General features: G+C 58.8%; 13 protein-coding genes. 11 read left to right on the forward strand and 2 right to left on the reverse strand.

Annotation, left to right across the window (positions count from 1 at the left end):
* The first annotated feature begins 2 nt into the window (after positions 1 to 2).
* From ACILSO_RS21935 to ACILSO_RS21960, 6 genes are read left to right on the forward strand one after another with little or no spacing between them, the layout of a single operon-like run.
* Positions 3 to 1,457, forward strand: coding sequence for a DUF1501 domain-containing protein (locus tag ACILSO_RS21935; RefSeq protein ID WP_395739602.1), 1,455 nt, complete (start codon positions 3 to 5; stop codon positions 1,455 to 1,457).
* Between the two features lie 56 nt (positions 1,458 to 1,513).
* Positions 1,514 to 3,010, forward strand: a complete 1,497-nt coding sequence (locus ACILSO_RS21940; RefSeq protein WP_395739603.1) for a polysaccharide lyase 6 family protein — start codon at positions 1,514 to 1,516, stop codon at positions 3,008 to 3,010.
* 24 nt (positions 3,011 to 3,034) lie between these two features.
* The gene (locus tag ACILSO_RS21945; RefSeq protein ID WP_395739604.1) at positions 3,035 to 4,015 is read left to right on the forward strand and encodes a C-terminal binding protein; all 981 of its coding nucleotides are present in this window, start codon (positions 3,035 to 3,037) and stop codon (positions 4,013 to 4,015) included.
* A 9-nt stretch (positions 4,016 to 4,024) separates the two neighbouring features.
* A complete protein-coding gene (locus tag ACILSO_RS21950) occupies positions 4,025 to 4,723 on the forward strand; it encodes an SGNH/GDSL hydrolase family protein (protein WP_395739605.1) in 699 nt (232 codons plus the stop codon).
* 49 nt (positions 4,724 to 4,772) lie between these two features.
* A complete protein-coding gene (locus ACILSO_RS21955; RefSeq protein ID WP_395739606.1) occupies positions 4,773 to 5,531 on the forward strand; it encodes a hypothetical protein in 759 nt (252 codons plus the stop codon).
* 29 nt (positions 5,532 to 5,560) lie between these two features.
* Positions 5,561 to 6,166 (forward strand): hypothetical protein, encoded by a 606-nt coding sequence (locus ACILSO_RS21960; RefSeq protein WP_395739607.1) that lies wholly within the window; start codon positions 5,561 to 5,563, stop codon positions 6,164 to 6,166.
* Here ACILSO_RS21960 and ACILSO_RS21965 read toward each other — a convergent pair.
* The gene (locus tag ACILSO_RS21965) at positions 6,138 to 6,740 is read right to left on the reverse strand and encodes a hypothetical protein (protein ID WP_395739608.1); all 603 of its coding nucleotides are present in this window, start codon (positions 6,738 to 6,740) and stop codon (positions 6,138 to 6,140) included. The genes ACILSO_RS21960 and ACILSO_RS21965 overlap by 29 nt on opposite strands.
* Before the next feature lie 128 nt (positions 6,741 to 6,868).
* On the opposite strand from ACILSO_RS21965, the gene ACILSO_RS21970 reads away from it, so the two are divergent.
* From ACILSO_RS21970 to ACILSO_RS21980, 3 genes are read left to right on the forward strand one after another with little or no spacing between them, the layout of a single operon-like run.
* Positions 6,869 to 8,386 (forward strand): glucan biosynthesis protein, encoded by a 1,518-nt coding sequence (locus ACILSO_RS21970; protein ID WP_395739609.1) that lies wholly within the window; start codon positions 6,869 to 6,871, stop codon positions 8,384 to 8,386.
* Positions 8,374 to 9,498, forward strand: a complete 1,125-nt coding sequence (gene rsgA / locus ACILSO_RS21975; RefSeq protein WP_395739610.1) for a ribosome small subunit-dependent GTPase A — start codon at positions 8,374 to 8,376, stop codon at positions 9,496 to 9,498. Before ACILSO_RS21970 ends, rsgA begins: the two co-directional genes overlap by 13 nt.
* Before the next feature lie 9 nt (positions 9,499 to 9,507).
* The gene (locus tag ACILSO_RS21980; protein ID WP_395739611.1) at positions 9,508 to 10,254 is read left to right on the forward strand and encodes a pseudouridine synthase; all 747 of its coding nucleotides are present in this window, start codon (positions 9,508 to 9,510) and stop codon (positions 10,252 to 10,254) included.
* 4 nt (positions 10,255 to 10,258) lie between these two features.
* Here the strand turns inward: ACILSO_RS21980 and rtcR are convergent, their stop codons facing one another.
* Positions 10,259 to 11,860, reverse strand: a complete 1,602-nt coding sequence (gene rtcR, locus ACILSO_RS21985; protein WP_395739612.1) for an RNA repair transcriptional activator RtcR — start codon at positions 11,858 to 11,860, stop codon at positions 10,259 to 10,261.
* 196 nt (positions 11,861 to 12,056) lie between these two features.
* Between rtcR and ACILSO_RS21990 the strand changes: the two genes are divergently transcribed.
* The gene (locus ACILSO_RS21990; protein WP_395739613.1) at positions 12,057 to 13,625 is read left to right on the forward strand and encodes an RNA-binding protein; all 1,569 of its coding nucleotides are present in this window, start codon (positions 12,057 to 12,059) and stop codon (positions 13,623 to 13,625) included.
* 541 nt (positions 13,626 to 14,166) lie between these two features.
* Positions 14,167 to 14,859: a hypothetical protein gene (locus ACILSO_RS21995; protein ID WP_395739614.1), complete on the forward strand. Its 693-nt coding sequence runs from the start codon at positions 14,167 to 14,169 to the stop codon at positions 14,857 to 14,859.
* The last annotated feature ends 6 nt before the right edge of the window (positions 14,860 to 14,865 follow it).

The following is a 14,865-nucleotide window of genomic DNA, read 5'->3' on the forward strand; positions in this document are numbered from 1 at the left end:
ACATGATCTCCGCCTTTCCCTGTCATAAGCAAAAACGTTCCGTCTCGCGCCGTGACTTCCTCTGGGAGCTCGGCGGCGGGCTTGGTGGTGTCGCGCTTTCAGCAATGCTGAATGACGCGCAAGCCGGGACGAATCCGCTCGCGTCCAAACGTCCTCCTTTGCCTGCCAAGGCGCGTGCGGTCATTCAGATTTTCTGCCCGGGTGGCCTCAGCCATGTGGATTCGTGGGACTACAAGCCTGAGCTGACCAAGCGCAGCGGCAAGCCTTTTGATCCTGATGGGAAGATGCAGTTCTTCGCTTCGAAACCTGGCAACTGTCAGGGCAGCTACTGGCCCTTCCGGCAGCATGGTCAGTGCGGGCGCTGGATCAGCGATCTCTTTCCAAGGCTTGCGAACTGTGTGGATGACATGGCTTTCATTCACTCCATGCAGAGCAAGAGTGCGCTGCATGGCCCGGCGATGTTCATGGCCAACACCGGCTTCATTCTTCCCGGCTTCCCGAGCATGGGGGCGTGGGTGACTTACGGCCTCGGCAGCGAGAGCGAAAATCTGCCTGCGTTTGTGGTCCTGCCAGATCCGCGTGGCCTGCCGCCCGGGGGCGTGATCAACTGGGGCGCGGGATTTCTTCCCGCCGTGCATCAGGGCACGACTTTGCAGACGGATGCCGAAAGGCCGCCTATCGCCGATCTCTTTCCGTCCAAAAGTTTCGCACAACTGCGCGGCGACACCGAGCAGACCAGCCGCGACTTTTTGCAGACACTCAATCGTGCCCACGCCGCCGAGCGTGCGGGCAACACGGAGCTGGAGGCCCGCATCTCCGCGTATGAACTTGCTGCTCGCCTGCAACTCAGCGCGCCCGAAGTGACGGATCTGCGCGGCGAGACCTCCGCCACCAAGGAGCTCTACCAGCTCGATCATGAAGACATCGGCCCCTTTGGCCGGCAGTGCCTGCTGGCGCGCCGCCTTGTGGAGCGTGGAGTGCGTTTTGTGCAGATCTACTGCGGCGCGGAAAATACCAACACGAAGAAAATTCGCCCGAATTGGGATAGTCACGAGGACCTCGTACGCGACCACGGCTACTGGGGGCCGGTGCTCGATACCGGCGCCGCGGCTCTGCTGCGTGATCTCAAATCTCGCGGCATGCTGGACAGCACGCTGGTCATCTGCACCAGCGAGTTTGGCCGGCAGCCTGCCGCGCAGGGCAAAGGGCGCGATCACAATCCGGGGGCCTTTACTGCATGGATGGCCGGCGGCGGAATCCGCGGCGGCAGCGCCTACGGCAGCACGGATGATCTCGGCTCCAAGGCGGCGGAAAATCCCGCCTACTGCTACGATTTGCACGCCACCGCGCTGCACCTGCTGGGCATCGATCATGAGAAGCTGAGCTTCTACAACAACGGCATTCAGCGCCGCCTTACCGATGTGCACGGGCATGTCATCAGGGACATCATCGCATGAGCGCGCCTTTTTTCTGGAAGACATCGCGGCGCTCCTCAGTTTGTCATCCTCCTTGAATGAAGTTGAGACATCCCCACCTGCTCCTTGCCGCGCTGCTCGTGTTTTCCTCCCCTGCCATGGCGCAGGTGATTGATTCACTCGGCGCCTTGAGCAAGGCCTCCGCCTCGCTCTCTCCTGGTGTGGTTCTCGAAGTCGCAGACGGCATCTACACCACCAAAGGCGGGATAAAGATTGTGGGGAAAAAAGGCACGGAGGAAAAGCCCATTGTGCTCCGCGCGCAGCATCGCGGCAAAGCCTTGATCGATGGCGCGGCCGGCTTCATCTTTAAAGACTGCGAGCACCTCATGCTCGAAGGCTTCACTTTTGTGCACGATGCCGACCAGCAGTGCGTGATGCTCGAAAACTGCCATCATGTGCGGATCACTCGCAACACGTTCCGCCCCACCGAAAGGGCCAAGCCGCGCCACTGGGAGCATTGGGTGACGGTGGATGGCGCGAACAGCGGTGACAACCGTGTTGATCACAATTTGTTTGAGCGCAAAATCAATCGTGGCAGCCCCGTCTTTGTGCGGGGAGATGACACCGCGCTCGTCTGCTCGCAGCGCGACCGCATCGACCACAATCACTTTCGCAATGTCATTTATGCCAACGGCGAAAACGGCCACGAGACCATCCGAACCGGTGGCAATGACCTCGGTGCTTCGGGCCGAAGCTCGTTCACGATTATCGAGGACAACCTGCTTGAGCATTGCAGCGGCGAGGATGAACTCGTGTCGCTGAAGTCCTCGGACAACATCATCCGCCGCAACACTCTCATCAACTGCCGAGGCGCCATCTGCATGCGCTTGGGCAATCGCAGCGAAACCTCCGGGAACTTTATCATCGCCAGCGAGGACGGTCCGGGCTTTGGCGGCGTCAAGCTCTACGGCTTTGAGCATCGTGTGTTTAACAATTACTTCCAGGGCCTGACCGGCAGGCGTCACGAAGCGCCGTTTGCGCTTGTGCCCGGCATGCATGACACGCCCACCACCGAAAACATCGGCAAAAAGTACGACGACAACACCGCCACCGCGCCGACGAAATGCTGGATCGCCTTCAATACCTGGGTGGACTGCTCGCCGCTTCAGTTCGGCTTTGAGAAAGAGGAGAAGGGGCGGGAGCACGTGCCGACAGACTGTGTCTTCATCAACAATCTCATCGTGCGCACGCAGCCCATGGCCAAGCCGCTCGTGAACCTGGGCATGGTGCATGACCTCAGAGCGCATGATAATCTCGCATCCGCCATGGATCCCGCGCCTGCGGCACCGTGGGCAGGCTGGTTCCGCTTTGCCGAGCCTCAGCTTCTCCTGGAGAAAAAAGGGCAGGGGACATGGCGTCTCACGGGTAAGAGCCCCGCGGTGGATGCCGCCGTCGAGGGCTCCGCGAATCTGCCGCAGGACATCTTTGGTCATCCAAGAAAAGGCCGCTGCGACATCGGCGCCGAGGAGTTCGGCTCGGAAACACCCGTCCACGGAATTCTGACGGCAGATCAAGTCGGGCCGGATGCCCCCTGAACTCCCCAATCCATCATTTCATCCATGCCACAGCCTCATATTGCCATCATCGACTGGACCACTTCTCCGCAGGGTGATCCGGAATCCACCATCGAGCGTCAGGTCATCGGAGACGCCGCACGCATCACCCGCACGCTCTGCGAAACCGACGCCGATCTGACCGAAGACATCTGCACGGCCAATGCCATCATCATCTGGCACAACATGCCCCTAACGGCCAAGGGCATCGCCAGGCTGCAAAACTGCCGGGCCATCATTCGCAACGGGGTGGGGTTCGACAGCGTGGATGTGGCTGCCGCTCGCGAGCGAGGCATCGCCGTGTGCAACGTGCCTGATTACGGCACCGAAGAAGTCGCCGACCACGCCATCGCGCTCGCCATGGCGCTGTGCCGCCAGATCATGCCGCTGGACGCCGAGGCGAAGCAGCTTGGATGGAACATCCGTGTCACGCCGAAACTCCGCCGCCTGAGCACCCTCACCTTCGGCATCATCGGCCTGGGCCGCATCGGCACAGCCACGGCGCTGCGTGCCAAAGCTCTTGGTTTTTGTGTGGTCTTCCACGACCCCTATTTGCCAAACGGCGCTGACAAGGCCGTCGGCATCACCCGTGTGAGAACACTTGATGAACTTCTAGCGCAGACAGACGTTCTCTCGCTTCATTGCCCCCTGAACAGCGAAACACGCCATCTCATCTCCGAGCGTGAACTCGCACTCCTCCGGCCTTCCGCTTTCGTGGTGAACACTGCGCGTGGTGGCGTCATTAAAAAGACCGCCATCCTCTCTGCTCTTGCTGAGAATCGCATCGCGGGTGCCGGGCTCGACGTGATCGAGGACGAGCCCCTCCGCACTGAAGAAGAAGCTGCCACCCCGAATCTCATCGCCACCTGCCACGCCGCGTTTTGCAGCGTGGAAAGCAAAATCGAAATGCGCAGCACCTCCGCCCGTATCGCTCTGGCGGCGGTGAGTGGTCAGGCGCTGGAAAACGTCGTCAATGGCATCGCCTGATCACTTCACATGAAATACACGCTCACTTTATTTATGGCAGCGTTGATCTCTCCGCTGCATGCAGTCGAACCCATCGCGGCCTTTGCACCAGAAGCACGCATCTTGTTTCAGGGAGACTCGATCACTGATGGCAATCGCGGGCGCAGCGCCGATCCCAATCACATCTTGGGTCATGGCTACGCCTTTATCATTGCAGCTAGGTTTGGGGCTGCGTTTCCAGAACTGAAGCTCGACTTCATGAATCGCGGCATCAGTGGCAATACCGTTCCCGATTTGCAGAAGCGCTGGCAGAAGGACACTCTGGATCTAAAGCCAGACATCTTGAGCATCCTCATCGGCGTGAATGATGCAGGGCACAATCTCCCGGTTGATGAATACGAACCCGCGTATGAAAAGATCATCGCCGAAGCCAGGGCCGTAAATCCGCAGCTCAAGCTCGTGCTGTGTGAGCCATTCTCTCTGCCAGCCGGGAGGCGCAAGGAGGGCTTCGAAGCGTGGTTTGCCGGCATCAGGCAGCGGCAGGAAATCGTCGCGCGGCTAGCGAAAAAACATGGTGCCGCGTTCGTGCCTTTTCAGCGTGTCTTTGATGAAGCCAGCAGGCGTGCTCCCGCTGACTACTGGATATGGGATGGCGTTCATCCCACCTATCGGGGTCATCAGCTGATGGCCGATGAATGGGAGCGCGTGGTGCGCCAGTTCTGGAAGTGATTTTTCGCTCAGGGAAACGCATTTAAGACCGTTAAACCTGGATACTGTCATGAAGTCCTCCCTTCGCCTCTTCGCTCTACTCTTTCTCAGCTCCTCTTCGTTTGCAGACACAGCCGATGATGCCGCCTGGCTGCGTGAAAAAGGCGGGCTCATCTTCCACGATGCCTTCGAGCGCGAAGAAACAGGCAACTCCCTGAAAGCCATCGGCAACGGCTGGGAAAGCGCCACCGCCGACCGCGTTCCGAAGATCAAGCAGGCAGACCTGGACTCAGGCATCTTGAAAATCAGCAGCGCGACCAAGGAGGCGGGACACGCCGCGCACATTCATCACGACGCGGGATTCACGGACGGCGGTGCGGTCATTCGTTTCAAATTTCCCGGCCTCAGCAAGGGCGAATCTCTCCAGCTTGGATTTGTGGACCGTGAACTCAAAGGCGTGCACGCGGGGCACCTGTGCTATGGCATCGTCGGCCAGAGCGGCATCACGCTGATCGACCACAAGACGGGCGTCATGAATCTGGAGATCCGCAAACAGCGGGAAGAAGCGGCCGCGAAAAAGACAAAGATTCCCGCGGAGCTCGATGCCCTTCTCAAAACCAAGCAGACCACGGCACCCTACAAGCCTGACACCGAATGGCACGAACTCGTCCTCGTGACCGAAGGCGATGAAATGCGCCTCAGTATTGACGGCAAACTGCTTGCCCGTCACCGCTCCGAAGGCTTCGCCCATCCGATGAAGCGATGGTTCAGTTTCCTCGTTCCAAGCACGGTCTGGATCGATGACGTTAAAATTTGGAAGGTCAAATAAATCTGCCCCGCTTGAAGAAGTCTCGAATCATGAAAACACTCCTCACCCTCGCCGCCCTTGTCGGACTGGTCACTTCAGCCCACGCCGAAGACGCCAAACCACTTTTGCATGACCACACTCTGCCGTTGCTGGCAGCACCCGATTTCAAAGGGCCGCTCGATGCCAGCTTCAGCATCGCCAAAGGCAAATGGACGCCTGAGGGCGGCGTGCTGAGCGTGCTTGACATGCCCGAGCAGAAGCACATTCCGGTGCTGCATCACAAAGCGGGGCTCGCCAGCGCCACCATCGAGGTGGAGTTTCTCATCGAAGGCCCTGGCACCTTTTTGGTCGGCTGCGACTCCAGCAAGCACATCGGCCGCGTGGTTGTCACAGCCACGGCGCTTAGCATCGCCGAAGACACGGCAGCCCCTTCCAAAACCATCGCCAAGCTGCCCATGGAGGTAAAGCCACACGAATGGCACAAGCTCCGCGTCGAGTGGCAGGGCGATCAGATGGCCGCCAGTCTCGACGGCAAGGAACTGCGCGCGCAGCATGCGTTCTTTGCCACTCCCAAAAGCCGTAGCTGGCTTGCCGCAGGAAAGTCGGTGAAAATTCGCAATCTCAAGATCAGCGGCGAGACGAAGCCGGGTTCGTGAACCGGATGAACACCGCGGCGATGGAGGCCCCGACTAGATTGGAAAAGAGATCCCAGCCCGTGTTCTCGTAGCCTCCCACGTTGGTGTTTGGAATGGTGAGCACCGCGATGAATTCGATCACTTCATTCAATGCTCCGAAGCCCATGCCGCCCGCCGCGCACAGCGTCAGCATGCCGAAGGTCGGACGCACGGCGCTGCCATCCGGCTGCCGCAGCGCGTTGCGAAGATTGTGCCAGCACAGCCACGTGGTGATGCCAAAGCCGTAGGCGTGCACGATCTGATCATACTTCAGCTTCTGCGGGATGATCCACCAGCTGTAGAGAACTGCGTGATCGCCATTGTATGGCCATCCCGGGGGCAGGGGGCAGAGCCCGCCCGCCATATGGGCAAGCCCCCAGAGCGAGAATGCCCACAGCAGCGGTGCCGTGAGCCGCACACGGTGGTTGACCACTCCCATCACACCGATCAGGATAATCATGATCACAATGTAAAAAATGAACTCACGATTGCCCGCCACCGCCGCCATGACGATAGAGGTCAGCATGTAGACGGCATTGAACAGGACGACCGGCATCAGCCTTGGGGGTGGGGTAGGGGTCATTCGGCCATGATGCAGCATCTGCCTCAAACTTGGCAAGAGCTTACCCTGCCACGCCGGTTGACTGGCACCCTCTGTGCTGCATCCTAGCGCACCCCTCCCGCATGAAATTCCTCCTCCCGTTTGCTGCTCTGCTCGTTTCCGCCCTGCCCAGCCAGGCCCAGGTTGCCCTGGAAACGGTCAAAGGTTTTGCCGATCTCGAAAAAGTGGCCGCGCAACTCGCGCTGCAGCCCTACCAGGCGCCCACGCAGCAGCTTGATCCTTATTTCGAAGGATTGAAATACGACGGCCATCGCCAGATCCGCTTTCTGCGGGACAAGGCCTTGTTTGCCGAGCAGGGAGACACCTTCCGTATCGAATTCTTCCATCCAGGCTGGATGTTCAAAAAGCCCGTGGTCTTTTACAATATCAAGGAGCCGCAGACCGTCGAAGTTCCCTTTGACCGCAGTCATTTCGAATATGGCGATCTCAAGGTCCCCGCGGATGCCAAGAATCCCGTGGGCTACGCCGGCTTTCGTGTGCTGGCTCCGGACTCTTTGGTGAAGCGCCCGTTTGAGTTCATGGTGTTCATGGGCGCCAGCTACTACCGCGCCGTGACCACGCAACTCGGCTACGGCATCTCCGCCCGCGGCGTCGCGGTAAACACCATCGGTGGCGAGCCGGAGGAGTTCCCTGATTTCACGCATTTCTGGTTCCAGCAGCCCAAGGTGGGAGACAAATCCTTCAAGCTGCTCGCACTGCTCAATGGGCCTAGCATCACCGGCGCTTACGAGTTTGAGTCCGCACCCGGAGTGACCACTGAGATGAAAATCAAAGCCACGCTTCACCTGCGCAAGCCGGTGAAGATGCTCGGCATCGCACCTTTTTCGAGCATGTTTTGGTTCGGTGAAAATTCGCATCCCAAACCCTATGACTTCCGCCCTGAGGTGCACGATTCGGACGGCCTGCAGGTGGAGATTACGGATGGTCCTTCCATCTGGCGTCCGCTGGATGTCAGCCGCGACATGCGCCTGAGCATTTTTGAAACCGACAAGCTCAAGGGCTTCGGACTCGCGGAGCGCGATCGCGATTTCAACAACTTCCAGGATCTCGAAGCCAGCTACCACCGCCGCCCGGCAGTGTGGGTGGAGCCTGTGAGCGGATTTGGCAAAGGCGCGGTGACCCTTGTGGAGCTTTCAAGCGGTGAAGAAACTTGGGACAACATCGTGGCCATGTGGAAACCAGATCAGCTCCCAGCCACACCCGCGGAACCTCTCAAAGTCGAATACAAGCTCAACTGGCTCGACCAGCATTACCCCGGCGCGCTCTGCCGCGTCATCAGTTCACGCCGCGGGTTTGTCATGGACTCCGACGATCACCTGTATGTGATCGACTTCGGCAAAGGCTTGGAAAACAGTGCTGACAAGGCAAAGGACTGGACGCCCGACATCGACGTCGTTCTCAGTGCCGGCGAAGGCAAGGTGCTGGACAAGCGTGTCATGCGAAACAACGAGACCGGCGGCTGGCGCGCCTTCTTCAAGCTGGATATTCCCGAGAGCACCAACCTGCTGGAGATCATGATGGAGCTGAAGGACAAGGAGAAGGTCATCTCTGAACGCTGGATGTACCAATGGCGTCGCTAAGTCTCATCGACCTCGGTTGGAACGACTTCTTCGCGAAGCACTTTGAGCCGTATCATGCCCAGGGCTGGAAGCCCGCGCGCCTGATCCGGGACAACAAGATCAGCTATGGTGCGCTGCTTGAAGACGGCACGAACGGCTTCGATGAGTTCGAGGTCATCCTGAGCGGTAAGGTCTATCACGATGCAGAAACGGATGCCGACCTGCCTGCAGTGGGCGACTGGGTGGCGCTGGAGGTGGGTGGGGAAAATGGCGACAACATCATCCGCGCCCGCCTGCCACGGCAGACATGCTTTTCACGCAAGGCTTCCGGCTTCAGCGCGGAGGAGCAGGTGATCGCGGCGAATGTGAATGTGGTCATCGTCGTCACGGATTCAGGGCCGGATTACAGCCTGCGGCGGATGGAACGCTACTTCACCCTCATCGCCCGCAGCGGTGCGAAGGCGGTCGTGCTGGTGAACAAGGCGGACCTCTATCCCGACAAGCAGAATCAAGAGGCGGCGGATGAAATCCGCGCGCTGAATGCCGATGCTGATGTGTATGTGACCAGCGTGAAGAAACGCAAAGGGCTGAAGGTGCTGAAGGATTACTTCAAGCGCGGGCAGAGCGTGGCCATCATCGGCTCCAGCGGCGTGGGCAAATCCGCGCTGGTGAATCTGCTGCTGGGAGAAGACTGGCAGTGGGTGGATGAGGTGAACGAGATCACCGGCAAAGGCCGCCATACCACCACCGCGCGCGAGCTGCTGGTGCTCGACAAGGGCGGCATCATCATCGACAACCCCGGCATCAAAGAGGTGCAGATGTGGACGAATGAAACCACGCTGCGGGAGCGCTTCGCCGACATCGATGAGCTGGCGCGGCAGTGTAAGTACGGCGACTGCAAGCACGGCACCGATGCCGGATGCGCCATTCGCGGCGCCGTGGAGGCCGGTAGCCTGGATGCCGAGCGCTATGAGGGCTATCTGAAGCTGGAGGATGAGATCGCCAAGCTGCGCAAACAGCGCAAGAAGCGCCAGATGACCGTCGAGCGGCGGAACAAGCGCGACCACAAAATCAAGGCACGAAATCGTGTTGATCGTGAGGATATTGAGCGCGATTTGAAGCCGCGCATGTAGTCTGTCGCCATGTCACAGCAGCCACCTCCCACGCGCACCGGTCTCGCACGCGCCATGTCAAAACTCGGCTTCTGCTCGCGCAGCCGTGCCACCGAGCTGATCCGCATGGGTAAGGTGAAGGTGAATCTCGTGGTGCGGAAAAATCCGGAGTTTCCGGTGATCCTGAAAAAAGATGTCATCATCATGGATGATGTCAGCATCAATCAGGCGCCGAAGCTTTATGTCATGCTCAACAAGCCCCGCGGCCTGGTGACGAGTGCGTCGGATGAACTGGGGCGCGAGACGGTGTACTCCTGCTTTGAAGGTTCCAGGCTGCCGCATCTTTCCCCCGTTGGCCGGCTGGACAAGGCCAGTGAGGGCATGCTGCTCTTCACCAATGACAACGCCTGGGCGGATGCCATCACCAATCCCGACACTCACCTCGACAAAACCTACCACGTGCAGATCAGCGGCACGGTGGATGAGAAGCGTCTGGCGCAGATTCGTCAGGGAGTCGTGGACGAAGAGTTGGGCGACCACCTCTCCGCCAAGACCATCAAGATTCTCCGCGCTGGTGAGAAGAACGTGTGGCTGGAGGTGGTGCTGGATGAAGGGCGCAACCGCCACATCCGCCGCCTCCTTGAGGCATTTAATATCGAGGTCCTCCGCCTTGTCCGCGTCAAGATCGGCATGCTGGCTCTAGGAAACCTCACGAAAGGGCAGTGGCGCGAACTGACCAAGCATGAGGTGCTGAAATCACGCGAGCCGCAGGCGTGAGCGATCACCGGGTGACCTGATCCCAGTTTAGTTTAAACCGCGCCAGATACTTCTTCAGCCGGTCCGCGTCATTCATCTTCGCCCTTTTCGCGCGCGAAACGGAGAACAATTTTCTTCCTGCGTCCGAGAGGGTCTTGCTGTCCTGGCACACCTGCAAAACAAACTCGAGCTGAGCCAGATCAAACGGATCGATCTCCGCCCGCTGTGCCTCCGTGAGCACTGCATTTCCTGAGTGCGCTTGTGCCCCCGGATCTCTCCAGCCTTCCATCAGTCGCGCAGCTTCTGTCTCCACGCATGCTACGGTGATCCTTCCCTTCGGCGCCAGCGTCGCCATGCGTGTCACGGCGGCGTTCAGGTCACGAAAATTGGCGCTCCATTTTGCCTCGGGACTGCGGGCGAATTTGAGGAAAGATTCGCGGGCTTCCTTGTTCATTCGGACCTGGCGGCGCTGCACCTTGGCGTAGCGCTCAAGCTCGAAATCCAGGTTCACCGAGATGTCCTCGCGTCTCTCGGCGAGACTCGGCAGCGTGAAGGTCCACAGATTGATTCGCGCCAGCAAATCCTCACGGAATTTGCCTGCGGCCACCTGCGCGCGCAGATCACGATTCGTCCCTGCGATCAGTTGGAAATCACTCTGCACCGCCTTGTCGGCGCCCATGGGCAGGAAGGTTTTGTCTTCGAGCGCTCGAAGCAGCATCGCCTGCTCGTCGAGGCCGAGTTCGCCGATTTCATCCAGGAAGATCAGTCCCTTGTCCGCCTCCTTGAGCAGGCCTGGCCGATCTGATTGAGCGCCGGTGAATGATCCGCGCTTGTGGCCAAAGAGTGCAGACATGGCGTGGTCGCCACGCAGGGTGGCGCAGTTCACCTCCACGAATTTTCCGCTGAGTCCCGCACGCGAACGACGCAGATCATAAATGCGGCTTGTCAGCATCGACTTGCCCGCACCCGTCGGCCCCATGATGAGCATGGGTGCCTTCGAATTTACCGCCACGAGTTCGATCTGCTCGATGAGCTTGTTGAAGCCCTTGCTCTTTGTGGCGATGCCGCTTTTCAGGAAATCCAGTGTGCGCTCCTGCTCTTGCGCAAAGCGGGTGGAGAGCCGGTCATACTTGGAGAGATCGATGTCGATGATCTCGTAGCGCCCCGCCGCACTCGCATCACGCCCACCTTCGCGTGAGGGGGAAGTTTGCAGCAAACGCGCGGGGATGAAATTCGCCTCGTTTAGTAGAAACCAGCAGATCTGCGCCACGTGTGTGCCAGTGGTGAGATGGATCAAATAATCCGCCTTCTCCGGATCAAAACTGTAGGCGCGGACGAAATCATAGAGCCGCTCATACACCTCCTGAAAGTCCCAGGGATCCTTCAGCGCAAACTCGTGCAGCACCACCTCGGTCTCCGGCGAAACCTTGTGGATGTCTGCCTTCACCTGCTGCGCCAGATCTGCGAACTTGGGTTCCACCAGCAGTTCCAGCCGTGAAATCAGCAGATCCTCCTGCTGGCACATGGCCACCGTGGGCCGCCATTTGGACCAGCGTTCTGGCCCGGAAGCACGATCCAGCGTCGCGCCAAGGAATCCGAAGGTGATGGCAGACTTAGTCGAACGCATTTGAGATAAAACATTATCTAATGGGATAAAATAGGAGCAAGTGGAAACTCGGGACGATTGCAGAGCAAAAAATCATAAAAACTTTCTTACCCTTGATTTACAAGGCCTGCAGCCCCGTTCGCATCTCGCGTTTCAGCACTTGGCACGGCGCTAGCAATAAGGATTGGCACACGAAACAACCAACCTGATCAACACCATGGCTAGCAAAACTCTCTTCTCCACTCTGCGCGGCATCCTTTCTCCAAAGGCCGACAGCTTCAATGAAGCCGGTGGCCTGGCTTACAAGCTCTCGCCACGTCACGCTCTGGCCCAGTATGGGGCCACGGGTTGCCTGAACAGCACCTACTACGCCACGGCGGAAGATCAGCTCCAGCAGGTGCTGAAGCTGTGCGCGAAGGTGCCGACGGACTTCATCGCCCGCACGGCGCTGCACTGCCGCCAGAAAGGTTTCATGAAGGACGTGCCGGCCCTGCTCTGCGCCGTGCTGGCCGCCCGCGATGCCGAACGTCTGGAGCTCATCTTTGATCGCGTGATCGATGATGCCAAGATGCTGCGCAACTTTGTGCAGATCCTCCGCTCCGGCGTGACGGGTCGCAAGTCGCTCGGCTCGCTGCCAAAGCGCCTTGTGCGTCGTTGGTTCGAGACCCGCTCTGACGAGGCCATCTTTCGTGCGGATGTGGGGCAGTCGCCTTCGCTGGCGGACATCGTGAAAATGGTGCACCCGCATCCTGCCACGAAAAGCCGCGAGGCGCTGTATGGCTACCTCATCGGCCGCAAGCATGATGCGTCGGCGCTGCCAGGCATTGTGCGCGAGTACGAGGCCTGGAAAGCCGAGCCGGAGGGAAATCCTCCCGACCTGCCGTTTCAGATGCTCACCGCGCTGCCTTTGACGGCAGATCACTGGCAGGCCATCGCCCGTCGCGCCCCATGGCAGATGACGCGCATGAACCTCAACACCTTCGCCCGTCACGGCGTGTTCTCCATCAAGGAGATCACCCGACTGGTGGCAAGCCGCCTGCGCCATGAGGAGCAGGTGCACCGAGCCAAGGTGTTCCCTTATCAGCTCCTGGCTGCCTATCTCAATGTCGGTGGGGAAGTCCCGCACGATGTGAAAGAGGCGCTGCAGGATGCGATGGAGATCTCGGTTTCCAATGTGCCTGTGGTGGCGGGGAAGGTGATCGTGGCTCCGGACGTGTCCGGTTCCATGCACTCTGCTGTGACCGGTGTCCGCAAGGGCGCCACGAGCAAGGTGCGCTGCATTGATGTGGCCGCCCTGGTCGCCGCCGCCTTCCTGCGTCAGAACCGTGATGCCGAAGTGCTGCCGTTTGAGAACAACGTCGTTCGTGTGTCCCTGAATCCCCGTGATTCGGTGATGACGAACGCCCAGAAGCTCGCGTCTCTGCCTTGCGGTGGGACGAACTGCAGCGCCGTGCTCATCGATCTCAATGCCCGCAAGGTGCAGGCAGATCTGGTGATCTTCGTCTCCGACAACGAGTCGTGGATGGACACTCCTTATCATGGTCACTTCGGTGGTTCCGCCACCCGCACGATGAGCGAGTGGCAGAAGTTCAAGCAGCGCAATCCGAAAGCCCGCCTCGTATGTCTGGACATCCAGCCTTACGCGACCACCCAGGCCCAGGAGCGCGCAGACATCCTCAATATCGGTGGTTTCTCCGATTCAGTCTTCAGTGTGATTGCGGCCTTTGCCCGTGGCGAACTCAGCGGAGAACACTGGGTCGGCGAGATCGAAAAAACACCTCTGTAAACAACCCACCCTTTGGAGCCTGGTGAATGCTGGAGCGGACTACATTTTCACGGTAACGTCTCTCCAACTCTTGTCACCAGGCTCCATCTCCAACTCTGTTCAAAATGATGGCGAATGCCCGAGGAACTACATTGGGACCAATCGGCCGCAGGTTCGAGTCCTGCCTGTCCTGCGCAAGCATGGCAGTAGCTCAGTTGGCAGAGCAATTGGATGCGTTTCTCACACCCTTGTCGCCATCACCTTTTTAAACTTATCGCATCAATCCTGGCGAATGCCGGAGCGGACTACATCGTGACTAGCGGGTGCAAACCCCGCCCCGCAGCAATGCGGAGAAGTCTCTCCATCCTTGTCGCCACTTTTTTTTGATAAACCACATCACCTCAAAATGGTGACGAATGCCCGATGGAACTACATGCATCACATAACGCCTCAGGCCGGGGGTTCGAATCCCTCCGGTCCCACCTTACGGGACCGTAGCTCAGTGGTAGAGCAGAGAAAACGTTTCATCAAATCCTTGTCGTCACCGCCTTCTTTTTGTCCCATGCTCGCCAAATCTGACATCGAATTCGCCCTCTCGATCCAAAATCGCTGCTTCAAGCTCCTGCTTTGGCTCGGCAATGCCATTCGTGAAGGGTTCGTTCCGTTGATCAAAGCTCATGACTTGGCGGGCGCCGGTCATGCGGCCAGATCGTGGGTGGAAACCCACTTCTACAATCTTCCAGATGAATGTCGCCCGCTCTCCGATGAACTGACGCCCTTTGCGAATTTCTTTGGCACCTACCTCGAGACATCTTTCGACCTCGTCGCCCGGCCAAAGGAGCGCTATTTCAGCAGTTGCGGCTGTTTTTGTCCCTGGTGTTCACGCCTGGCGCAAGCGCAACACCTGAAGCCTAAAGCTCTCACTCGCGAGGACAAGGAGCGTGCTGCCAAACTCCGCCTGCGTCGTATGGAGATGATTGCTCGTGAAGAGAAACTGCCATCCTATGAACTGCGAATCAAAGACTGTCTCAGTGACGAGTCTTTGCGAATTCAAGCATCCCTCTCCGCCTACGGTGCAGCATTGCTCAACCGCCTCAAGGGCATCTCCGATGGGCCTGCTGTTCTCGCTCTCTGGCGCGATTTTGCATGGAGTTCCAATGGTGCTCCCCTTCGTCGCTTCAAACTTCAATCCAAGCATATCTTGGAGGCCGAACAAAGGCTTCTCGGCGTCCTCCAAAATCACGCCGGTTTATAACTTCCC

The sequence above is a fragment of the Prosthecobacter sp. genome (assembly GCF_044226605.1).
Classification (GTDB): domain Bacteria; phylum Verrucomicrobiota; class Verrucomicrobiia; order Verrucomicrobiales; family Verrucomicrobiaceae; genus Prosthecobacter.